This is a genomic window from Inquilinus ginsengisoli (assembly GCF_050434925.1).
GTDB lineage: Bacteria > Pseudomonadota > Alphaproteobacteria > DSM-16000 > Inquilinaceae > Inquilinus > Inquilinus ginsengisoli_B.
This window is the reverse complement of sequence record NZ_JBNDJK010000001.1, coordinates 6,051,263-6,071,640: the sequence shown is the minus strand read 5'-3', so window position 1 is coordinate 6,071,640 and position 20,378 is coordinate 6,051,263. Positions and strand designations below refer to the sequence as shown.

Here is a 20,378-nt window from a genome sequence, read left to right as displayed (position 1 = left end):
TCGCGAACCCAGCATTTTGCAACCGATCCCGGCGAATGTTCGGTTCGCAGCCGCGAACCCAACCTACGAAGTCACCGCGCCGCCGCCAGCCGCTCCCGTCCGTGCGGCGCCGTCAGGTCCAGCATCGGGCCCTTCGGCACGATGCCGGTCGGGTTGATGCTGTGGTGGCTCTCGTAATAGTGCCGCTTGATATGCGTCATCTCGATCGTCGCGGCCACGCCCGGCAGCTGAGCGATCTCGCGGGTGAAGCCCCACAGCGCGGGGTATTCGTGCAGCGGCCGCAGGTTGCACTTGAAGTGGCCGTGATAGACCGGGTCGAAGCGCAGCAGCGTGGTGAACAGCCGGATGTCGGCCTCGGTCAGCCGGTCGCCGACCAGCCAGCGATGCGCCGACAGATGCGTCTCCAGCCGCTCCAGCATCTCGAACAGCCGGGTCACGGCCTCCTCGTACACCGCCTGGTCGGTGGCGAAGCCGGCCTTGTAGACGCCGTTGTTTACCCGGTCGTAGACCTCGGCGTTGATCGCGTCGATCTCCGGCAGCAGTTCGGCCGGCGCCAGATTGACCGACCGGTCGGCGAATTCCTCGAACTCCGAATTCAGCATCCGGATGATCTCGGCCGATTCGTTGTTCACGATCGTGCCGGTCTGCTTGTCCCACAGCACCGGCACGGTGACCCGGCCGGTATAGTCCGGCTTGGCCAGGGTGTAGATCTCGTGCAGCGCCGCCTTGCCGTTGACCCGGTCGCCGGTGGCGCCGGGCGAGCGGATGCCGGTGCGGATGTCGGCGAAGGTCCAGCCCTGGGCGCCCATGAACGGGTCGACCACATCGACCGAGATCACGTCCTGCAGCCCCTTCAGCGCCCGCACGATCAGGGTGCGATGCGCCCAGGGGCAGGCGTAGCAGACATAGAGGTGGTAGCGGCCGGCCTCGGCCTTGAAGCCGGAGCTGCCATCGGCCGTGACCTTGCCGCGGAAGGCGCTGTCCTGCCGCACGAAGCGCCCGCCGGTCGATCTGGTGTCGTACCACTGGTCGGCCCAGCGGCCCTCGATCAGCAGGCCCATCGCATCCTCCATCGGCCGCCGGGCAGGACCCGGCGGCGTCATCCTGCAAACACTCAGCCGGCGAGCTTGGACGCGATCTTGGTCACATGCGCGCCCTGGAAGCGGGCGCCGGCGAGCTCGTTCTCGCTCGGCTGGCGCTGGCCCTGGCCGCCGGCGATGGTGGTGGCGCCGTAGGGCGACCCGCCGGTGATCTCGTCCAGCGTCATCTGGCCCTGGAAGGAATAGGGCAGGCCGACCACCACCATGCCCTGGTGCAGCAGGAAGGTGTGGAAGCTCAGGATCGTCGCCTCCTGGCCGCCATGCTGGGTCGCGCTCGAGGCGAAGACGCTGCCGACCTTGCCGATCAGGGCGCCCTTCATCCACAGGCCACCGGCCTGGTCGAGGAAGTTCCGCATCTGCGCCGCCATCATGCCGAAGCGGGTCGGCACGCCGAAGATCACGGCGTCGTAATCGGCCAGCTCGTCGATCGTGGCGACCGGCGCCGCCTGGTCGAGCTTGAAGTGGGAGGAGCGGGCGACCTCTTCCGGCACCAGCTCGGGCACGCGCTTGATGGTGGGTTCGCCGCCCGCCTCGCGCACGCCCTCGGCCACCGCCGTGGCCATGGTCTCGATATGGCCGTAGGAGCTGTAATAGAGGACCAGGACCTTCGTCATCGCATGGATTCCCTTCGGACTGGCAGCCTGTGCTGCGGCTGAAAGGTAATCCTCGAGACGAGGCGGGATAACCCGCCGATCCGGCACAGGATTGTTTCCTGGGAGGCGACGATCGCTTCGCTAGGCCGGCTGCGGGCTCGCCGCCCGGCGGCGCGACGTCGCCGCCAGCAGCACCAGAGCGATCGCTGCCGACAGGGCGCCGACCCAGCCGAGCGCCGGGACGCCGCCCCGCTCCAGCGTCGCCGCCCCGACCGCCGAGCCGAAGGCGATGCCGGCATAGAGCGCCGAGGCGTTGAGCGACGCCGCGATCATCCCGACCTCCGGCGCCAGCCGGATCAGCCGCGTCGTCTGCGCCGGGTGGAAGGCCCAGCCGGCGATGCTCCAGACCAGCATCAGCGGCACGATGGCGATCAGCGCCTGATTGCTCGGCAGGGCGGTGGCGGCGCCCAGACCGGCCAGGGACAGGGTCAGGAAGACCAGGGCGGCGAGCTGCAGCCGGACCGGGCCGATCTTGTCGGTCAGTTGGCCGCCGACGGCGTTGCCGATGGCGGAGCCGATGCCGAACAGGAACAGCACCGCGCTGACCCCGTCCGGGCCGATCCCGGCCGCGCGCTCCAGATAGGGCGCGATGAAGGTGTAGAGGACGAAGGCGGCGGCGATCCAGAAGAAGGTCACGATCAGCGCCTGCAGCACCGCCGGCCGACGGGCCACGGCCAGCCGTTCCGCCAGGGTCGAGGCGCCGAGCGGCAGCTTGGCCGGCAGGCCGAAGCGCAGCCCCGCCACCCCGGCCAGGCTGAGGATTGCGACGATGACGAAGGTCGCGCGCCAGTCGGCATGGTTGCCGATCCAGGCGCCGAGCGGTACGCCCAATGCAGTGGCGATAGTCATGCCGCTGGTCACGGCGGCGATCGCCCGGCCGCGCCGCTCGGGCGGCACCAGCGAGGCCGCCACGGCATAGGCGGTCGGCATGAACAGCCCGGCGCTGAGCGCCAGCAGCACCCGCGCGGCGACCAGCTGCCACAGGCTCGCGGCCACTGCCGCCAGCAGGTTTGAGACGGCGAAGGCGAGCAGCGCCATGATCAGCAGCCGGCGCCGGTCGAGGCCGCCGCACAATGCCGACAGGATCGGCGAGCCGACGGCATAGGCGAGGGCGAAGATGGTGATCAACTGGCCGGCGCCGGCGACCGAGCTGTGGAAATCCGCGGCGATCGCGGGCAGCAGCCCGGCGATCATCAGGCCTTCGGTGCCGATGGCGAAAGCGCCGATCGCGAGCCAGACCAGGGAGGCGGGCATGGGCTGTGGTCCGATGTTCAATGATCGTTGAACATATTGCGATCTCCTGATCGCCCGTCAAGCAGATTGTTCAATATTCGTTGAACATTGAAACGGGACGGCCGATCGACTAGATTTCGCGGCATGCGCCCGCCCTTCCACCCCGATCGCGACCAGCTCGACCTCGTCACCATCCTGGCCGCGCTCAGCGACCCGACCCGGCTGGGCATCGTGGCCACGCTGGCCGAGGTCGGCGAGGTGTCCTGCAGCAGCTTCGGCGACGCCGCCACCAAGACCGCGCTGTCCTACCACTACGCCAAGCTGCGCGAGGCCGGCGTCACCCGGACGCGGATCGAGGGCACCCAGCGCTTCATCTCGCTGCGGCGCGACGACCTGGACGAGAAATTCCCCGGCCTGCTCGACTCGGTCGTGACAAATGCGCGCAGGGCGAAGCCGTCCGGGCCGGGGTCGTAGCGCTCCGCATCGAGCGAATCCGCGGCTGTCCGGGACCTTTCGGTTACGAAACGGTAATTTCGGCATACCATCCTAACCGGCTATGGTGCCCGTACCGCAAAGGCTCGGGAACGCAGCGGGTCCCCGCGTGTTTCGAGCCCAACAATCCCTGAAATCCCCAGTCGATGACAGTCGGCGTCATCCGAGTCAGCCCATGCGGACCTTCTCAGTCGTCACCACCTGCCACGCCGCCGGCTATGCCGAATACGGCCGACGCATGATCGAGACCTTCGATCGGCACTGGCCGGACGAGATCCCGCTGATCCTGTATCGCGAGAACTTCGTGCCCGAGGTGCGAAGCGACCGGATCGTGGTGCGCGACCTGGTCAGGAGCTGCCCGGACCTGATGGCGTTCAAGCGCCGCCATGCCGACAACCCGCTGGCGCATGGCCAGACCCAGCGCTACCGCTTCAAGCTGTCGCGCAACCCCTACAAGAACCGGATCAAGCTGGGCGAGCGCAACTGGGGCGCCGGCTTCCGCTGGGACGCGGTGCGCTTCGCCCACAAGGCCTTCGCGATCTTCCACGCCGCCAGGACCTGCGACAGCGACGTGCTGATCTGGGTCGATGCCGACAGCCTGTTTTTCGCCGCGCCGACGCAGGCGGAGCTGGAGAGCTTCGTGCCGCCGGACTGCTTCGTCGGCCATCTGCAGCGGCCGACCTACACCGAATGCGGCTTCATCGCCTACAACCTGCGCCACCCGGCGACGCAGGAGATGCTGGCGGCGTTCGAGCGGCTGTACACCGAGGATGGGCTGTTCCGGGAATACGAGTTCCACGACGCCTATCTGTTCGACGTGGTCCGCCGCCAGATCGAGCAGGCCGGCCACCGCTCTTACGACATCGCCGAGGGCATCGGTGCCCGGGCCAAGCATGTGCTGATCAATTCGCGCCTCGGCCGCTTCATGGACCACGTCAAGGGCGGCCGAAAGGATGCCGGCCACAGCGGGCGCGGCGACCTGGTGGTCGACCGCCGCGAGGCCTACTGGGCCAATTCCGCCTAGGGACCCGACACCGGCGCCGCCCGGGCGGCGCGGACCACGGTGCACAATATCGCCGCCGCGGCCAGGGTGATGGCGGCCAGCGCGGCGGAGAGCCACAGCGCCGCGGCCTCGCCCAGTCGTTCGATCACCGCGGCATAGACGATCGGCGCCGCGGCCGAGCACAGGAAGCCCGGCACCAGCAGCCGGCCGGCGATGGCGCCGTAGCGGCCCGGGTCGAACAGCACCAGAGGCAGCGTGCCACGGGTGATGGTCAGCAGGCCGTTGCCGGCGCCGTACAGGAAGGCGAAGGCGACCGCCGCCGCCGCGAACTGCCCGCTCCACAACCCCACCACGAAGCACAGCGGCAGCACGGCCGCTGCCGCGAGGGTCAGCGCCGGCGGCGACAGTCCGCCGCCGAACAGCACCTCCGCCAGCCGGGCGCCGGACTGGCCGATGCCGCGCAGAGTCGCGATCCACACCGCGACCGGCGCGGCGAGGCCGAGCCCGGCCAGGATGCCGATCATATGCGCCGACATGCCGGCGTTCAGGATGTTGGTCAGGGTCACGATCAGGGCGTAGAGGCCGCCGGCGATCCAATGCTCCCGCCGGATTTCGGCCGGGGGCGCCGCCACGGTCGGCCGCGCGTGCTCGCCGGCGCGGCCGGCGGGCAGGGCCAGATGCAACGGGATGGTCAGCAGCGCGAAGCCGGCATAGGCGAAGACCGCGCCGCGCCAGCCGAAGGCGGTGGCCAGCTGTTCGCCGATCGGCCAGAAGGCGGTCGAGGCCAGGCCGCCGAGCAGCGTGATCTGCGCCATCGGCTTGCGCGCCTGCGCCCCGCCGATCCGCGCCAGCGCGGCAAAGGCGGCGTCGTACAGGGTGCAGCGCATCGCCAGGCCCAGCACCAGCCAGGCGGCATAGTAGGAGACGGGATCCCGGGCCAAGGCGAGGCCGATGCAGCCGAGCGCCGACAGCACCGATCCCGCCGTCATCACGAAGCGGCCGCCGCGCCGGTCGATCAGCCGTCCGACCCAGGCGGAGGACAGCCCCATCGCCAGCAGCGCGGCGGAGAAGCCGCCATGCACCAGGGTGTGGCTCCAGCCGGTCTCGGCGATGATCCGTGGGCCGAAGCCGCCGATCAGGTAGTAGATGGTGCCCCAGCTGATCAGCTGCGCTAGGCCGAGGCCGAGAACCGTGCCGCGCCGGATCACCCGCGCGGCCAGGGCAGGGTGGTGTCGCCGGGCCCGAGCGCCCGCTGCATCAGCACGGTGTCGACCCAGCGCCCGAGCTTGAAACCGGTCGACTGCAGCAGGCCGGCCCGGCGGAAGCCGAAGGCCTCGTGCAGGGCGATCGAGCCGACATTGCCGCTGTCGCCGATCACCGCCACCATCTGCCGCCAGGGGCCGGCCTCGCAGCGCTCGATCAGCGCCGCCAGCAGCGCCCGGCCGATGCCGCGGCCGGCCAGGCCGTCGGCGACATAGACCGAATCCTCGATGGTGTGGCGATAGGCCGGGCGCGGCCGGTAGGCGCCGGCATAGGCATAGCCGACCAGCCTTCCCTCGATTTCCGCCGCCAGATAGGGCAGGCCCTGGGCCAGCACCGCCGCCCGCCGGGCCGCCAGCTCCGCGGTCTCCGGCGGCACCTCCTCGAAGCTGGCAAAGCCGTGCAGCACGTGCCGGGCATAGATCGCCTGGACGGCCGGCAGGTCCGCCTCCGCCGCGTCGCGGATGGTGATCGGGGAGGCGAGGGGTCGGTCGGGCATGGTGGTTTCTCGATCAGTATTTGGGCGCTCAGGATCGGCGCGGCCGCGCAGCGCCTCGCTACGGCAGATGCCGAGATCGGCCAGACGCTGGTCGTCCAGCCCGCGCAGCAGTACCAGCTGGCGCCGGCGGGACTGCGGCGAGGCAGCGAACCAATGCAGCATCTCGGACAACACAGGGCAAGGCATCGGGCAAGGCCGTGGTGGGAACAGGCCGAGATTGCGCTTTCGTGATGGATAAGGGAAATTTGGATATCCAATGCAGAGCATAAGGAATTCTTTGGATGCGCGGACTCAACCTCGACCAGCTGCGGACCTTCGCCGAGGTGATCCGGGCCAGCAGCTTCTCCGGCGCCGCGGCCCGGCTGAACCTGACCCAGCCGGCGGTCAGCCTGCAGATCCGGCAGCTCGAGACTCGGCTCGGCATCCGGCTGGTCGAGCGGGTCGGGCGGCGGGCCACGCCCACCGCGGCGGGGCGGGACCTGCTGGTCCATGCCGGTCGGATCGAGGCCGAGGTCGCCGCGGCGGTCGAGGCGATGGCGGAGCATGCCGGCGGCGCGGCCGGGCGGGTGCGTCTCGGCACCGGCTCGACCGCCTGCATCTACCTGCTGCCGCCGGTGCTGCGGGCGCTGCGCCGCCGCCTGCCGTCGCTCGAGATCGTGGTTTCGACCGGCAACACCACCGGCATCCTGCGCCTCTTGGAGGAGAACGCGCTCGACCTCGGCCTCGTCACCCTGCCGGCGCCGGGCCGCGCCTTCGCCGTGACGCCGCTGATGGAGGAGGAGTTCGTCGCCGTCGCCCCGGCCGAGGCCGACGACCTGCCGCCGGCGGTAACCCCGGCCTCGCTGGCCGGCCGGCCGGTGGTGGCGTATGAGCCCGGCGGCCACACGCGGCGGATCGTCGACGACTGGTTCGCCCGCGCCGGGATCAGCCTGAAGCCGGTGATGGAGCTGGGCAGCGTCGAGGCGATCAAAGAGCTGGTCGGCGCCGGCCTCGGCTGCGCCATCCTGCCTTCGATGGCGGTGCAGCAGGCGCCCGGCCTGACCGTCCATCCACTGTCGCCGCGGCTGCACCGCCGGCTCGGTCTGGTGCTGCGCCGCGACAAGCCGCTGGCCCGCGGCCTGCGCGAGATCATCGCGGCGCTGAAGCAGGCGGCGGCCGAGCGCGCATGAAAAAGGCGCCGGGCGGCGCGAACCGCTCCGGCGCTTGCGGCTACGGCCGATCAGGCCGCCTTCTTGCTGCCGCCGCCATTGATGGCAATGCGGCGCGCCCTGCTCTGGGCGCGCTCGGTCTTCGGCAGGGTGACCGTCAGGACGCCGTTCCTGAACGACGCTTCGATCTTGTCCTCGTCGACCTCGCGGCCGATCGCGACCCGCCGTTCGAAGCGACCATAGCTGCGCTCGCTGAACTGACGCTGCTTGTCCTCGATTTCGGATTTCTTTTCGCCGCGAATGGTCAGAACGCTATCGGCGAGAGTGACCTCGACATCCTTCTCATCGAGGCCGGGGATCTCGGCCGACACGGTCACGGTCTTGTCGGTCTCGGCCAGCTCCAACTGCGGCCAGCCGGCACCGTCGCCAAACAGCGACGGCGAACCGAAGCCGCGGAACGCCTCGTCGAACAGGCGGTTCATCTCGCGATGCAGTGACAGCAGAGGGCTGCCCTCGTCGCGATAAGGCTCGACCGAACGGCCGCGGCCCCAGGGAATCAGGTCACGCATCATCTCGTCCTCCTTCCATATCCTCGACACGAGCAACATGGGCTGAGGAAGGTCCGGAGAGCCGGAGCCCCCTCAGGACCGCCGGTCCCGGCAGGGCAGGCGACCGGCGCACCTTCCATTTAGGCCGCATGGGCTGAATTTCAAGGGAAGAATCCTGCGATAACAATGGATTATGGATGATTTTCTGCGGTGCCGGCACCGGCTCCCCGCCTCGGTGTCGAGGTCAAGCCCCGACCGGTCCCGACGGGAACCCGGCGACCGGATCGGCTGTCCTGTCGATGAACGACACGGGAGCGACGCATGTTCATCATCCTCGGCGGCACCGGCCATGTCGGCTCGGCGGCGGCTGGTGCGCTCCTCGACCAGGGCCAACTGGTCACCATCGTCACGCGCAGCGCCACCCAGGCCGAGATCTGGGAGCGGCGCGGTGCCGGAGCGGCGATCGCGGACGTGCATGACGTCGATCGCTTGCGGGCCGTGTTCCGCCGGGGCAGGTGCGCCTTCCTGCTCAACCCGCCGGCGGATGACTCGACCGATACGGATGCCGAGGAGCGCGAGACGGTGCGCTGCATCCTCGCGGCGCTCGACGGCTCGGGCCTGGAGAAGGTGGTGGCCGAATCGACCTATGGCGCGCAGCCGGGCGAGCGTGTCGGCGACCTCACCGTCCTGTACGAGCTTGAGCAGGGGTTGAAGGCGCAGCCGATCCCGGCCACGATCCAGCGCGCCGGCTACTATATGAGCAACTGGGCGCCGTCGCTGCCGGCAGTGCGCGATAGCGGCGTGCTGCCGACCATGCTCCCGGCCGGGCTGAAGATCCCGATGGTCGCGCCGCAGGATCTCGGCAAGGCCGCGGCGCGATGGCTGACCGATCCGGTCGAGCGGACCGGCCTCCACTACGTCGAAGGGCCGGAGGCGTATTCCGCCGCCGATGTGGCGACCGCCTTCGCCGCGGCGCTTGGCCGCCCGGTCGAGGTGAAGGAGATCCCGCGCGAGGCGCGTGGGAGCAGACCTTCCGCGATATTGGCTTCTCTGCGCCGGCCGCGCGATCCTATGCCCGCATGACCGCGGCCAGCGTCGACGGCGGCTTCGAGATGCCGGATCAGCCCGTGCGCGGGTCGGTGACGCTGCGGGATTATGTCGGCGCGCTCGTGCGCAGCGGGCCGCGCGATCGTTGACCCCGCGCTTCGCCTCGTAGACCTTGCCGGTCATGGACATGCCCGGCGCCATGATCGTCTTCGCCCAGGTCGTCGACAGCCGCAGCTTCTCGGCGGCGGCGGCGCGGCTCGGCCTGTCGAAATCGGCGGTCAGCAAGCAGATCGCGAAGCTGGAGGACCGGCTCGGCGCCCGCCTGCTGAACCGCACCACCCGCACTCTCAGCCCGACCGATGCCGGGCAGGATTTCTACGAGCGCTGCCTGCGGGTCGTCCACGAGGTGGAGGAGGCGGAGCGGGCGATCACCCATCTCTCGGCCGAGCCGCGCGGCCTGCTGCGGCTGAGCGCGCCGGCCAGTTTCGGCCGGGAATACCTGGCGCCGCTGGTGCCGGAGATGCTGGCGCGCTGGCCCGAGCTGCGGATCGAGGCGTTGTTCGAGGACCGTTTCGTCGACGTCGTGGCCGAGGGCTTCGACCTGGTGATCCGGATCACCCGGCTGCAGGATTCCAGCCTGGTGGCCCGCCGCATCGCCTCGTGCCGGCGGGTGGTCTGCGCCGCGCCGTCCTATCTCGAGCGCCACGGCGTGCCGCGCACCCCGGCCGAGCTGCTGCAGCACGACTGCATTCTCTACAGCTACGCCACCGACCAGAACGAATGGGAGTTCCTCGGTCCGGACGGGCGGCTGGAGACGGTGCGGGTCGACGGCAGGCTTCGCGCCAACAACGCCGAGGTGACGCTGGCGGCGCTGCTGGCCGGCGCTGGGCTGGCCCTGTCACCGGACTTCATCGTCGGTCCCGACATCGCCGCCGGGCGGCTGGTGCCGCTGTTGACCGACTACGAGAACCCGTTCGGCGCGATCTACGCCGTCTGGCCGCACAACCGCAACCTGGCTCCCAAGGTGCGCGCGGTGGTGGACTTCCTGGTCGAGCGCTTCGCCACGGAGCCGATCTGGGAGCGGCGTTAGCCCGCCCCTCCATCGGCGTTATGCGTCTGCGTGCGCAGCGGCCGGTGCTCGACCCGCAGATAGGTCACCAAGCTGAGGGCGAAGACCGTCGCCACTGCCGCGAACAGCACGGCAAAGGCGCGGGCGATCTCGACGCGCTCGGCTTCGCTCAGCGGCCGGCGCACCAGCTCCTCCAGCCCCGAGACCGAGCCGACCGACGGGCTCCAGGCCACGATCAGCCCCAGCACCAGCGCCGATCCGGCGGCGACCAGGATGGCGCCGCCCAGCGCGCGGGAGAAGCCGACGGCGCCGGTCACCGCACCGAGGTCGCGGATCGCCGCGGCGTTCTGCGACGCCACCATGCTGGCCGGGAAGATCGGGCCGACGCCGAACCCGACGATCATCAGGAGGCCGGAGGCGACCAGCGGCGTGGTGTGCGTCGCCACCGCCGCCAGCGCCAGCGACGCCACGATCGCCACCGGCAGCCCGAGCAGCGGCGGCCGGCGATAGGTGCCGGTGCGGGTGATGGAACGGCCGCACAGCGAGGCGGTGATGGTGGTCGACACCATCAGCGGGATCATCAGCAGCCCGACCTCGCCGGTGTCGGCCTGCAGCGCCACCTGCAGATAGGTCGGCGCCAGCACCGCCAGCACCAGATAGCCGCCGAAGGCGAGGAAGACGGACAGCAGCACCGGCCCGACCACGGCGTCGCCGAGGAAGCGCGGCGGCAGAATCGGCTCCGCCACCCGGCCCTGGCGGCGGAAGAACAGCCAGCCGCCGAGGACGGCCACCGCTACCGCCGTGACCACCGGCAGCGACGCCCAGGGGAAGGCCGTGCCGCCCCAGGACAGGCCCAGCAGCAGCGCCGTGGTGCCGAGGGTGAGCAGGGCGATCGAGACGAAATCGATCCGCGCCTTGATCCGCGGCACCGGCAGCCTGCGCAGCGCCCGGTCGACGATCACGAGCGCCAGCAGGCCCAGCGGCAGGTTGATCCAGAAGATCCAGGGCCAGCCGACATACTGCGTCAGGGCGCCGCCGAGGGTCGGGCCGATCAGGGCGGAGCCGGCCCAGACCGTGGCGAAATAGGCGGCGTAGCGGCCCCGCTCGCGCGGTGCCACCACATCGGCGATCACCGTCTGGGCCAGGGTCAGCAGGCCGCCGCCGCCCAGCCCCTGCAGGGCGCGGGACGCGATCAGCATGGTCATGGAGGTGGAGAGGGCGCACAGCGCCGATGCGACCAGGAAGAGGATCAGGCAGCCCAGCAGCATCAGCCGGCGGCCATACAGGTCGCTGAGCTTGCCGAGGATCGGCGTGGCGCAGGTCGAGGTCAGCAGATAGGCGGTGACGACCCAGGAGATCAGCTCGAAATCGCCGAGCTCGCGCCCGATCGAAGGCAGGGCGGTGGCGACGATGGTCTGGTCCAGCGCCGACAGGAACAGCGCCAGCAGGGCGCCGAGCACGATGGTGTGGACCTCGGACTGGGTCAGATTCATGTTTGCCGCTTCCTCCCGCCCCGCGCGAGTCGGGGCATCCCATCCTAGCGGCTCGCGCAAGCGGGGAGGGCGGCGAAGGACCGGGACCAGCCTTGCGGCTTAGGCTGCCGCGTCCTTCAGCGGCAGCGTCACGGTCTGGACCAACCCGCCCTTCGGCCGGTTGGCGATCTCGATGCGGCCGCCGGTGCGGTCGACGATCTCCTTGGCGATGGCGAGGCCGAGGCCGGCGCCCGGCACCGTCTGGCGCCGCGCAGGATCGACCCGGAAGAACGGCTCGAACACCCGGGCCAGCAGGTCCGGCGGGATGCCGGGGCCGCGGTCGGTGATGGTGATGCGGGCCTCGCCTTCGCCCTCGCCCCGGGCGGCGTCCAGCGTCACCTCCGCCCCCCCGCCATGGGTGGCGGCGTTGATCACCAGGTTGCGCAGTGCCCGCTTCAGCGCCAGCGGCCCGGCCTTGACCGACGCCGGCTCGGCCCGCAGCAGCGTCACCGGCAGCCCCTGCTCGGCCAGCTCGGTGCTGACGGTCGCGACCAGCCGGTCGAGCCGCAGCGGCTCGGCGTCGCCGGCCTCGACCTCCTCGCGCACCAGCCGGATGGCGCTGTCGGCGATGCGGTCGAGCTCGTCGAGGTCCTTCAGCCAGGCCTCGCGCTCCTCCTCCGGCAGGAACTCGGCGCGCAGCCGCATCCGGGTCATCGGCGTGCGCAGGTCGTGCCCGGCGGCCGCGACCAGGCGCATCCGGCTCTCCATCGCCGCGCGCAGCCGGGCCGACAGGCGGTTCAGCGTCCGCGCCGTGGTCTTCATCTCGGCCGAGCCGGTCTCCGCCAGCTCGGGCAGGGTGCCGTCCGGACCGATCCGGGCGATGGTGCCTTCCAACAGGGCCAGGGGCCGGATCACCCGGTCGGCGGCGACCGCGGCGATGCCGATCGCCCCCAGCACCAGCAGCAGCATCCAGCCGGCGAACGCCGTCGGCACGCCCTGCGGGATCGGCAGGTCGGGCATCGGCAGCCACAGCCAGCGGGCCGGGTCGATCTGCACCGACAGGATCGACTGCTCGTCCCGGCTCTGCCGGGTCACCATTACCCGCTGGCCGGGGCCGGTGGCGCGCATCGCGTCCTGCAGCAGCTCGCCCCCGCGCTGATCCGGCTCGCCGGGCGCCGGGGTCGGATGCACCTCGAAATCGGCGGCCCGCCGGGGGTTGTCGACCGGCCCGATGCCGTTCTCGACCAGGTCGGCGATCAGCCGGATCTGGCGGGCGAAGGGTTCGACGGTGCGGGCCGGCGAGGGCTCGCGCAGCAGCAGCAGGGCGACGAAGCTGGCGATACCGACCACGGCGATGATGGACACCGCCAGTAGCAGGATGATGCGGGCGCGCAGCGTGTTCACGCCGACGCCCCCATCGGCTCGACCGCGACGGCGAGCTGCTAGCCGCCGTTGCGCACCGTCTTGAACAGCTGGAACCGGCCGCCGTCGCCCAGCTTGCGGCGCAGCCGGCTGACCAGCACGTCGATCGACCGGTCCAGCGGCTCCGCCTCGCGGCCCTGGGTCAGGTCCAGCAGCTGGTCGCGCGACAGGATCCGGCCCGGGCGCTCCAGGAAGGCCAGCAGCAGCTCGAACTCGGCGCCGGTCAGGATCACCTCCTCGCCGGTGTCGTCGAGGATGCGCCGGGTGGCGGGGTCGGCTACGAAGCTGGCGAAGCGGTAGCGGCCGACCGGCGGCGCCTCGTCCGGCACGGTCGCCCCGGTCCGGCGCAGCACGGCACGGATTCGCGCCACCAGCTCGCGCGGGTTGAACGGCTTGCCGAGATAATCGTCGGCGCCGATCTCCAGCCCGATGATGCGGTCGACATCCTCCTTCAGCGCGGTGAGGAGGATCACGGGCAGATGCGGCTTGCGCCGGCTCAGCTCGCGGCAGATCTCGAGGCCGGAGCCGTCGGGCAGCATGACGTCCAGCACCAGCAGGTCGATCCGGCCGGCGGCCAGGCGCTCCTCGCATTCGCGCCGGTCGGCGGCCAGGGTGACCCGGAAGTTCTGGCCGTCGAGATAGCGGCCGAGCAGACGACGGATCTCGGGATCGTCGTCGACGACCAGGATATGGGGAGAATTCTGCATCGATCGTGAAGTCGCCAAAGCTGTTGCCATGATCTTTACGGGGCCGGACGCGGCGGGCGATGGATTTTCTGCAACGGAATATTGCCGGCGGCCGGATGGCAATGTTGAGACATCATTTTCCTCTGCCGGCTCATATTCGGCAACGGGACGACGAAAGGCAGCAACACGGCGCTCCTAGCTTCGCCTCGTCCACAGCAACCAGGAGCGAGGCACTCGATGAAATCCACTGTCGCCATCATCGGTGTTGCGACGGCCGGTGTCATCGGTCTCACCCTCGGCACGGTGATGAGCCCGGGCGGCACCGCCCTGGCCGACCCGGTCAACGCCAACACGATCCACGCCGCCACCTCCTATGCGATGCCGTGGGGGCCCGGCGGTGTGTCCGGTCCCGGCCGACCGGACGGGCACGGTCCGGACCGGCCGGGCATCTGGCGGCCCGACTTCAAGCTGAAGCTGGCCCGCGACCTGGCCGGTCTCGAGACACTGATCGGCATCCGCGCCGACCAGCTCGACGCTTGGCGCGACTACACCAGCGCCCTCCTGGCCGTGGCGGAGCCGCCGCGGCCGCCCACGCTGGCGATCGATGGCAAGGGATCGGAGGCCTTCGCCCCGGCCGAGCGCCTGGCCGATGCCGCGATCGCCCGGGCCGAGGCGGCGGAGACGCTGAAATCGGCGATCGCCACCCTGCGCGACCGGCTGTCGCCGGAGCAGATCGCCCTGCTGCAGCAGGGCGAGCGGCACATGGGACCGCCGCCGCGCGCCCTTCCTGGTCCCGGTCCGCAGGATCAGCGCTTCGGCCCCCCGGCCGAGCGTCCGGTGCCCCACGCCGGCTGACGGACCGGTCGGGCCGGCCTGGTGTTCCCCCCACGCACCCGGGCCGGCCCGATGGCTTCTGCCTCTTCCCGACACTGATCGGTCATCGTGAGATCACATCTTCTGCGGGGCACCGCGTCGCTGCCCTCACTAACTATGGTCGCCCTGATCCTGGCGGGCTGCGCGGTCGGCCCCGATTTCCAGCGTCCGGCCGCGCCGGGCGTCGGCCAGTACACGCCCGGCACGCCGCTGGCGCAGACCGCGTCGGCCAATGTGCCGGGCGGCGCCGCGCAGCGCATCCAGAGCGGCCGGGACATCCCGGGCGATTGGTGGCGCGTGTTCCGGTCCGAGCCGCTGAACCGGCTGGTGGCCGAGGCGCTGAAGGCAAATCCCGACATCCAGTCGGCCCAGGCGGCGCTGCGCCAGGCGCAGGAGAATGTCGCGGCCGGGCAGGGCGAGCTGTTCCCGACCGTCACCGGCTCCAGCTCCGCCACGCGGGAGCAGAGCAACAGCACGGTATCGACCACCGCCGGGTCGCGCACCGTCACCTCGGTCTACAACGTCACCGGCGCGTCGGTCGACGTGTCCTATGACCTCGACGTGTTCGGCGGCACCCGGCGCAATATCGAATCGCTGCAGGCCACGGCCGATTACGAGCGCTACCAGCTCGAGGCCAGCTACCTGACCATCAGCAGCAACGTGGTGACGGCGGCGATCCAGGAGGCCTCGCTGCGGGCCCAGATTGCGGCCACCGAGGACATCATCAAGGCCGAGCGCGCCTTCCTCGGTATCCTGCAGCAGCAATTCTCGCTCGGCGGCATCTCGCAGGCCGATGTGGCGTCGCAGCAGGCGACGGTGGCGCAGGACGAGGCGCTGCTGCCGCCGCTGCAGAAGCAGCTGGCGCAGCAACGCAACCAGCTCGCCGTCTATCTCGGCCGCTTCCCCAGCGAGATCTCCGGCGACGATTTCGAGCTGTCCGGACTGACCCTGCCGGCCGACCTGCCGCTCAGCCTGCCGTCCAGGCTGGTCGAGCAGCGGCCGGACATCCGGTCGTCCGAGGCGCAGCTGCAGGCGGCCAGCGCCAAGATCGGCGTCGCCATCGCCAACATGCTGCCGCAGATCACGCTCAGCGCCAGCTACGGCAGCAGCGCGAACAGCTTCGGTAACCTGTTCTCGCCCGGCACCATCGCCTGGAGCCTGGCCGGGCAGGTGGTGCAGACGATCTTCGACGGCGGCTCGCTGCTGCACGACAAGCGCGCGGCCGAAGCCGGCTTCGACCAGGCGGCGGCGCAGTACCGCAGCACCGTGCTGTCGTCGTTCCAGGACGTGGCCGACACGCTGCACGCGATCCAGTACGACGCCGACACGCTGAAGGCGCAACTGGCGGCGGAGCAGGCGGCCCAGCGCAGCCTCGGCATCGCCCGCAGCCAGTACCAGGCCGGCGCCACCACCTACACCACCGTGCTGACCGCGCAGACCGCGCTGCTGAACGCGCGGATCAGCCGGATCCAGGCTCAGGCCCTGCGGCTCAGCGACACCGCGGCGCTGTACCAGGCGCTCGGCGGCGGCTGGTGGAACCGCACCGACATCCCCGCCGGCAAGAAGCAGCCGACCCCCAGCCTGCCCGAGTGACGGACACAGACATGGCCAAGAGCAGAACGGCTTCGCTGATCCTCCGCATGGTGGTGATGCTGATCGTGATCGGCGTGATCCTGGGCGGCATCTTCGGCTTCCAGGCCTTCAAGAGCCGGATGATCGCCCAGGCGATCGCGGCCCGCAGCAACCCGGCCCAGACGGTGTCGACCATCACCGCGGCCTCCAGCGACTGGCAGGAGCGGCTGGAGGCGGTGGGCAGCTTCCGCGCGGTCAACGGCGCTGCCCTGTCCTCCGAGGTGGCGGGCATCGTCGAGGCGATCGGCTTCCAGGACGGCCAGGACATCGCCGCCGGCACGCCGCTGCTGCAGCTGCGCGCCGAGGAGGACCTGGCGACGCTGAAGCAGTACCAAGCGGCCGCCGACAACGCCCAGGTCACCTATGACCGCGACCTGAAGCAGCTCAAGGCCCAGGGCGTCAGCCAGGCCACAGTCGACAGCGACCTCGCCACGCTGAAGCAGGCGCAGGCCCAGGTGGCGGCGCAGCAGGCGCTGATCGACAAGAAGTCGGTCAAGGCGCCCTTTGCCGGCCGGCTCGGCGTGCGCGAGGCCGATCTCGGCCAGTATCTCGCCGCCGGCACCACCATCGTCACCCTGCAGTCGCTGGACCCGATCCTGTTCGACTTCACCCTGCCGCAGCAGGCGCTGGCCAAGCTCAAGGTCGGACAGCCGGTGGCGGCGACGGTCGACGGCTATCCGGGCCAGAGCTTCGACGGCAAGATCACTGCGATCAGCCCGCTGGTCGACAGCACCACTCGCAGCCTGACGGTCCGGGCCAGCTTCGCCAACCCGGACCATGTCCTGCTGCCGGGCATGTACGGCAAGGCCGCGGTCGCGGTCGGCCAGCCGCAGCGCTACGTCACCCTGCCGGCGACGGCGATCGTCTCCAACCCCTATGGCGACATCGCCTATGTCGTGGCGGGGCAGGGGGCGAACGGCCAGGGGGCGGCCCAGACGGTGAAGCAGATCTTCGTCACCACCGCCGGCAGCCGCGGCGACCAGGTCGCGGTGGCGAAGGGCGTGGCCGAGGGCGACACCGTCGTCACCTCCGGCCAGCTCAAGCTGCAGAACGGCTCGCCGGTCACCGTCAACAACGCGGTGACACCGCCGAACGACCCGGCCGCGGCCCCGGCGGACCCGAGTTGACGCCATGAACATCACCGACATCTTCATCCGCCGGCCGGTGCTGGCGCTGGTGGTCAGCCTGCTGATCGTGGTCCTCGGCTACCAGTCCTATGCCTCGCTGGCGGTGCGGCAGTATCCGAAGACCGAGAACGCGGTCGTCACCGTCTCGACCACCTATTCCGGCGCCGATCCGGACGTGATCGCCGGCTTCATCACCACGCCGCTGGAGAACGCCATCGCCCAGGCGAACGGCATCGACTACATGACGTCGTCCTCGACCAGCGGCGTCTCGAGCATCACTGTCAATCTGCGGCTGAACTACAACTCCGACGCCGCGGTCACCGAGATCAACACCAAGGTCAGCTCGGTCCTCAACCAGCTGCCCTCGGGGGCGCAGCAGCCGACCATCACCCTGTCGGTCGGCCAGACCATCGACGCCATGTATATCGGCCTCTACTCCGATGTCCTGGCGGCGAACCAGATCACCGACTACCTGACCCGCGTGGTGCAGCCGAAGCTGCAGGCGGTGCAGGGCGTGCAGACGGCGGAGCTGCTGGGCCCGAAGGTGTTCGCGCTGCGGGTCTGGCTCGACCCCGACAAGCTTGCCGGCCGCGGCCTGACCGCCAGCGACGTCTACACCGCGCTCGGCAACAACAACGCCATCTCCGGCATCGGCACCACCAAGGGCAACGCCACCCAGATCACCCTGACCGCCTCGACCGATCTGCACGATGTCGAGGAGTTCCGCAACCTGGTGGTCAAGCAGTCGGACGGCGCCGTGATCCGGCTGAAGGATCTCGGCCAGGTCGTGCTCGGCTCGCAGGATTACGAGAGCCGGTCCACGGTCGACGGCCGCACCGGCATCATGATGGGCATCCAGGTGGCGCCGACCGCCAACCTGCTCGACGTCGTCGCTGGGGTTAAGGCGGCGATGCCCGGCATCGCGGCGCAGCTGCCCAGCGGGCTGAACACCACCGTGATCTACGATTCGAGCGCCTTCGTCACCTCGTCGATCGAGGAGGTGGTGACCAGCCTGGTCGAGGCGCTGGTGATCGTGGTGCTGGTGGTGTTCCTGTTCCTCGGCTCGCCGCGCTCGGTCTTCATTCCGGTGGTGGCGATCCCGCTGTCGCTGGTCGGCACCTTCGCGATGATGCTGGCCTTCGGCTTCTCCATCAACCTCCTGACCCTGCTGGCGCTGGTGCTGGCGATCGGCCTGGTGGTCGACGACGCCATCATCGTGGTCGAGAACGTCAATCGCCACATCGAGGAGGGGGCGACGCCGCTGCAGGCTGCCCTCGACGCGGCGCGCGAGCTGGTCGGGCCGATCATCGCCATGACCGTGGTGCTGGTGGCCGTGTATGTCCCGATCGGCTTCCAGGGCGGGCTGACCGGCGCGCTGTTCACCGAATTCGCCTTCACCCTGGTCGGCGCCGTCGCCGTCTCGATGGTGGTGGCGCTGACCCTGACGCCGATGATGTGCGCCCACGTCCTCAAGCCGCACCTGGCCGACCGCAGCGGCTGGGAGGAGCGGCTGACGGATGTCATCGACCGCGGCTTCGAACGCATCCGCCGGCCCTATCAGCGCCTGCTGCGCGGCAGCCTGAACACCGTGCCGGTGACGATGGTCTTCGCCGCCATCGTGCTGGGCAGCATCTACTTCCTCTATGCCGACGCGCAGACCGAGCTGGCGCCGAACGAGGACCAGGGCGCGGTCCTGGTCTCGACCACCAACCCGCCGCAGGCGACCTTGGCGCTGAAGGCCTCGAACTCCGACCAGGTGGCGGCGGCGATGCGGGCCTATCCCGAGACCGATCACACCCTGGGCATCGACAGCAGCGGCACCTCGATCGCGGTCCAGGTGCTGAAGCCCTGGGACCAGCGTGAGCGCACCGCCGGCACGGTGCAGACCCTGCTGCAGCAGGATATCGCCAAGATCGCCGCGGCCCAGAGCGTGGCCTTCCAGCCGGCGCCGCTGCCGGGCAGCAACGGCCTGCCGATCCAGTTCGCGATCGGCACCACCGGCAGCTTCAAGGAGCTGAACGACGTCGCCGCCGCCTTCCAGCAGGCGGCGCAGAAGACCGGCCTGTTCGTGTTCCTGACCCGCGACCTGCAGGTCGACAAGCCGCAGGCCGAGATCGTGATCGACCGCGACAAGGCGGCCGCGCTGGGCCTGACCATGAGCGATGTCGGCACCGCCATGGCCACCATCCTCGGCGGCGGCTACGTCAACTACTTCAGCATCGACGGCCGGTCCTACCAGGTGATCCCGCAGGTGCAGCAGCGCTCGCGCCTCAACACCGACCAGGTGCTGAACTATCCGGTCACCGCGGTGAACGGCACCCAGATCCCGCTGTCGTCGATCGCGACGATCAAGACCGAGGCGGCGCCGCGCTCGATCTCGCATTTCCAGCAGCTCAACTCGGCGACGATCCAGGGCGTCCCCGCGCCCGGCATCTCGACCGGACAGGCGCTGGCCCAGCTCAAGACGCTGGCCGACCAGACGCTGCCGCCGGGCTACACGGTCGACTATGGCGGCCAGTCGCGCCAGACGGTGCAGGAATCGAGCGGCCTGGTGCAGATGTTCGCGCTGGCGCTGATCATCATCTTCCTGGCGCTGGCGGCCCAGTTCAACAGCTTCCGCGACCCGTTGATCATCCTGGTCTCGGTGCCGATGTCGATCGCCGGCGCGCTGGCCTTCATCAGCGTCGGAATCGGCGGCGCCACCATGAACATCTACACCCAGGTCGGGCTGGTCACGCTGATGGGGCTGATCAGCAAGCACGGCATCCTGATCGTCGAGGTCGCCAACAGCCTGCAGCAGGCCGGCAAGACCAGGCGCGAGGCGATCGAGGGCGCCGCCTCGATCCGCCTCCGCCCGATCCTGATGACCACCGGCGCCATGGTTCTGGGCGTGCTGCCGCTGATCCTGGCGACCGGCGCCGGCGCGGTCTCACGCTTCAACATGGGGCTCGTCATCGCCAGCGGCCTGACCATCGGCACGATCTTCACCCTGTTCGTGGTGCCCGCCGTCTACATGCTGCTCGCCGCGGATCACCACGCCGAGGGGGCAGGGGAGGCGGAGCCGAAGCCGACAGCCGCCTGACCGCTCGCCGACAACCGGCCCGGCGGACGGAA

At 70.2% G+C, this 20,378-nt stretch carries 18 protein-coding genes; 9 read left to right on the top strand and 9 right to left on the bottom strand.

All coding sequences use genetic code 11. From position 1 onward, the window contains the following. Positions 1-71: 71 nt before the first annotated feature. From QFZ27_RS28995 to QFZ27_RS28985, 3 genes are all read right to left on the bottom strand, one after another. Positions 72-1,061 carry a glutathione S-transferase family protein gene (locus QFZ27_RS28995; RefSeq protein ID WP_429229924.1) on the bottom strand — a complete coding sequence of 330 codons (990 nt, stop codon included), beginning with the start codon at positions 1,059-1,061 and terminating at the stop codon, positions 72-74. 53 nt (positions 1,062-1,114) lie between these two features. Next, the gene (wrbA, locus tag QFZ27_RS28990) at positions 1,115-1,714 is read right to left on the bottom strand and encodes an NAD(P)H:quinone oxidoreductase (protein ID WP_429229923.1); all 600 of its coding nucleotides are present in this window, start codon (positions 1,712-1,714) and stop codon (positions 1,115-1,117) included. A gap of 120 nt (positions 1,715-1,834) precedes the next feature. Beyond that, on the bottom strand, positions 1,835-3,007 hold the full coding sequence (locus tag QFZ27_RS28985) for an MFS transporter (protein WP_429229922.1): 1,173 nt from the start codon (positions 3,005-3,007) through the stop codon (positions 1,835-1,837). 123 nt (positions 3,008-3,130) lie between these two features. Between QFZ27_RS28985 and QFZ27_RS28980 the strand changes: the two genes are divergently transcribed. Both QFZ27_RS28980 and QFZ27_RS28975 read left to right on the top strand, forming a co-directional pair. Further along, positions 3,131-3,460: an ArsR/SmtB family transcription factor gene (locus QFZ27_RS28980; protein WP_429229921.1), complete on the top strand. Its 330-nt coding sequence runs from the start codon at positions 3,131-3,133 to the stop codon at positions 3,458-3,460. A gap of 193 nt (positions 3,461-3,653) precedes the next feature. After that, positions 3,654-4,502: a hypothetical protein gene (locus QFZ27_RS28975; RefSeq protein ID WP_429229920.1), complete on the top strand. Its 849-nt coding sequence runs from the start codon at positions 3,654-3,656 to the stop codon at positions 4,500-4,502. Here the strand turns inward: QFZ27_RS28975 and QFZ27_RS28970 are convergent. Together QFZ27_RS28970 and QFZ27_RS28965 are read right to left on the bottom strand one after the other, a co-directional pair. Further along, entirely contained in the window at positions 4,499-5,689 is a 1,191-nt protein-coding gene (locus tag QFZ27_RS28970) for an MFS transporter (protein ID WP_429229919.1), read from the bottom strand. The two genes, QFZ27_RS28975 and QFZ27_RS28970, sit on opposite strands and share 4 nt — an antisense overlap. Further along, positions 5,686-6,402 (bottom strand): GNAT family N-acetyltransferase, encoded by a 717-nt coding sequence (locus QFZ27_RS28965; RefSeq protein ID WP_429229918.1) that lies wholly within the window; start codon positions 6,400-6,402, stop codon positions 5,686-5,688. The genes QFZ27_RS28970 and QFZ27_RS28965 overlap by 4 nt, the downstream gene beginning before the upstream one ends. Before the next feature lie 119 nt (positions 6,403-6,521). Here QFZ27_RS28965 and QFZ27_RS28960 point away from each other — a divergent pair, with 119 nt between their 5' ends. After that, entirely contained in the window at positions 6,522-7,409 is an 888-nt protein-coding gene (locus QFZ27_RS28960; RefSeq protein WP_429229917.1) for a LysR family transcriptional regulator, read from the top strand. Positions 7,410-7,459: 50 nt separating this feature from the next. Here QFZ27_RS28960 and QFZ27_RS28955 read toward each other — a convergent pair whose 3' ends face one another. After that, positions 7,460-7,960 carry an Hsp20/alpha crystallin family protein gene (locus tag QFZ27_RS28955; protein ID WP_429229916.1) on the bottom strand — a complete coding sequence of 167 codons (501 nt, stop codon included), beginning with the start codon at positions 7,958-7,960 and terminating at the stop codon, positions 7,460-7,462. Between the two features lie 297 nt (positions 7,961-8,257). On the opposite strand from QFZ27_RS28955, the gene QFZ27_RS28950 reads away from it, so the two are divergent. Further along, entirely contained in the window at positions 8,258-9,019 is a 762-nt protein-coding gene (locus QFZ27_RS28950) for an NmrA family NAD(P)-binding protein (protein WP_429229915.1), read from the top strand. Between the two features lie 151 nt (positions 9,020-9,170). Then, entirely contained in the window at positions 9,171-10,073 is a 903-nt protein-coding gene (locus QFZ27_RS28945; protein ID WP_429229914.1) for a LysR family transcriptional regulator, read from the top strand. Here the strand turns inward: QFZ27_RS28945 and QFZ27_RS28940 are convergent. The 3 genes from QFZ27_RS28940 to QFZ27_RS28930 form a co-directional block, all read right to left on the bottom strand. Continuing rightward, positions 10,070-11,545, bottom strand: a complete 1,476-nt coding sequence (locus QFZ27_RS28940) for an MDR family MFS transporter (RefSeq protein ID WP_429229913.1) — start codon at positions 11,543-11,545, stop codon at positions 10,070-10,072. The genes QFZ27_RS28945 and QFZ27_RS28940 overlap by 4 nt on opposite strands. A gap of 99 nt (positions 11,546-11,644) precedes the next feature. Further along, on the bottom strand, positions 11,645-12,928 hold the full coding sequence (locus QFZ27_RS28935) for an ATP-binding protein (protein WP_429229912.1): 1,284 nt from the start codon (positions 12,926-12,928) through the stop codon (positions 11,645-11,647). A 38-nt stretch (positions 12,929-12,966) separates the two neighbouring features. After that, positions 12,967-13,653 carry a response regulator gene (locus tag QFZ27_RS28930; RefSeq protein WP_429229911.1) on the bottom strand — a complete coding sequence of 229 codons (687 nt, stop codon included), beginning with the start codon at positions 13,651-13,653 and terminating at the stop codon, positions 12,967-12,969. Positions 13,654-13,869: 216 nt separating this feature from the next. On the opposite strand from QFZ27_RS28930, the gene QFZ27_RS28925 reads away from it, so the two are divergent. From QFZ27_RS28925 to QFZ27_RS28910, 4 genes are all read left to right on the top strand, one after another. Next, positions 13,870-14,487: a hypothetical protein gene (locus QFZ27_RS28925; protein WP_429229910.1), complete on the top strand. Its 618-nt coding sequence runs from the start codon at positions 13,870-13,872 to the stop codon at positions 14,485-14,487. An 87-nt stretch (positions 14,488-14,574) separates the two neighbouring features. Continuing rightward, positions 14,575-16,098 carry an efflux transporter outer membrane subunit gene (locus QFZ27_RS28920; protein WP_429229909.1) on the top strand — a complete coding sequence of 508 codons (1,524 nt, stop codon included), beginning with the start codon at positions 14,575-14,577 and terminating at the stop codon, positions 16,096-16,098. A gap of 11 nt (positions 16,099-16,109) precedes the next feature. Continuing rightward, complete coding sequence (locus tag QFZ27_RS28915; protein WP_429229908.1) at positions 16,110-17,264, top strand: efflux RND transporter periplasmic adaptor subunit; 1,155 nt, start codon at positions 16,110-16,112, stop codon at positions 17,262-17,264. Positions 17,265-17,268: 4 nt separating this feature from the next. Beyond that, positions 17,269-20,346 carry an efflux RND transporter permease subunit gene (locus QFZ27_RS28910; protein ID WP_429229907.1) on the top strand — a complete coding sequence of 1,026 codons (3,078 nt, stop codon included), beginning with the start codon at positions 17,269-17,271 and terminating at the stop codon, positions 20,344-20,346. Positions 20,347-20,378: the final 32 nt, after the last annotated feature.

Excerpts from the sequence above, each read along its gene's own strand:
- QFZ27_RS28940 (WP_429229913.1), bottom strand. The coding sequence starts at position 11,545 with ATGAATCTGACCCAGTCCGAGGTCCACACCATCGTGCTCGGCGCCCTG.
- QFZ27_RS28945 (WP_429229914.1), top strand. The coding sequence starts at position 9,171 with ATGCCCGGCGCCATGATCGTCTTCGCCCAGGTCGTCGACAGCCGCAGC.
- QFZ27_RS28985 (WP_429229922.1), bottom strand. The coding sequence starts at position 3,007 with ATGCCCGCCTCCCTGGTCTGGCTCGCGATCGGCGCTTTCGCCATCGGC.
- QFZ27_RS28915 (WP_429229908.1), top strand. The coding sequence starts at position 16,110 with ATGGCCAAGAGCAGAACGGCTTCGCTGATCCTCCGCATGGTGGTGATG.
- QFZ27_RS28950 (WP_429229915.1), top strand. The coding sequence starts at position 8,258 with ATGTTCATCATCCTCGGCGGCACCGGCCATGTCGGCTCGGCGGCGGCT.
- QFZ27_RS28960 (WP_429229917.1), top strand. The coding sequence starts at position 6,522 with ATGCGCGGACTCAACCTCGACCAGCTGCGGACCTTCGCCGAGGTGATC.
- QFZ27_RS28980 (WP_429229921.1), top strand. The coding sequence starts at position 3,131 with ATGCGCCCGCCCTTCCACCCCGATCGCGACCAGCTCGACCTCGTCACC.
- QFZ27_RS28910 (WP_429229907.1), top strand. The coding sequence starts at position 17,269 with ATGAACATCACCGACATCTTCATCCGCCGGCCGGTGCTGGCGCTGGTG.
- QFZ27_RS28995 (WP_429229924.1), bottom strand. The coding sequence starts at position 1,061 with ATGGGCCTGCTGATCGAGGGCCGCTGGGCCGACCAGTGGTACGACACC.
- QFZ27_RS28965 (WP_429229918.1), bottom strand. The coding sequence starts at position 6,402 with ATGCTGCATTGGTTCGCTGCCTCGCCGCAGTCCCGCCGGCGCCAGCTG.
- wrbA (WP_429229923.1), bottom strand. The coding sequence starts at position 1,714 with ATGACGAAGGTCCTGGTCCTCTATTACAGCTCCTACGGCCATATCGAG.
- QFZ27_RS28925 (WP_429229910.1), top strand. The coding sequence starts at position 13,870 with ATGAAATCCACTGTCGCCATCATCGGTGTTGCGACGGCCGGTGTCATC.
- QFZ27_RS28975 (WP_429229920.1), top strand. The coding sequence starts at position 3,654 with ATGCGGACCTTCTCAGTCGTCACCACCTGCCACGCCGCCGGCTATGCC.
- QFZ27_RS28930 (WP_429229911.1), bottom strand. The coding sequence starts at position 13,653 with ATGCAGAATTCTCCCCATATCCTGGTCGTCGACGACGATCCCGAGATC.
- QFZ27_RS28955 (WP_429229916.1), bottom strand. The coding sequence starts at position 7,960 with ATGATGCGTGACCTGATTCCCTGGGGCCGCGGCCGTTCGGTCGAGCCT.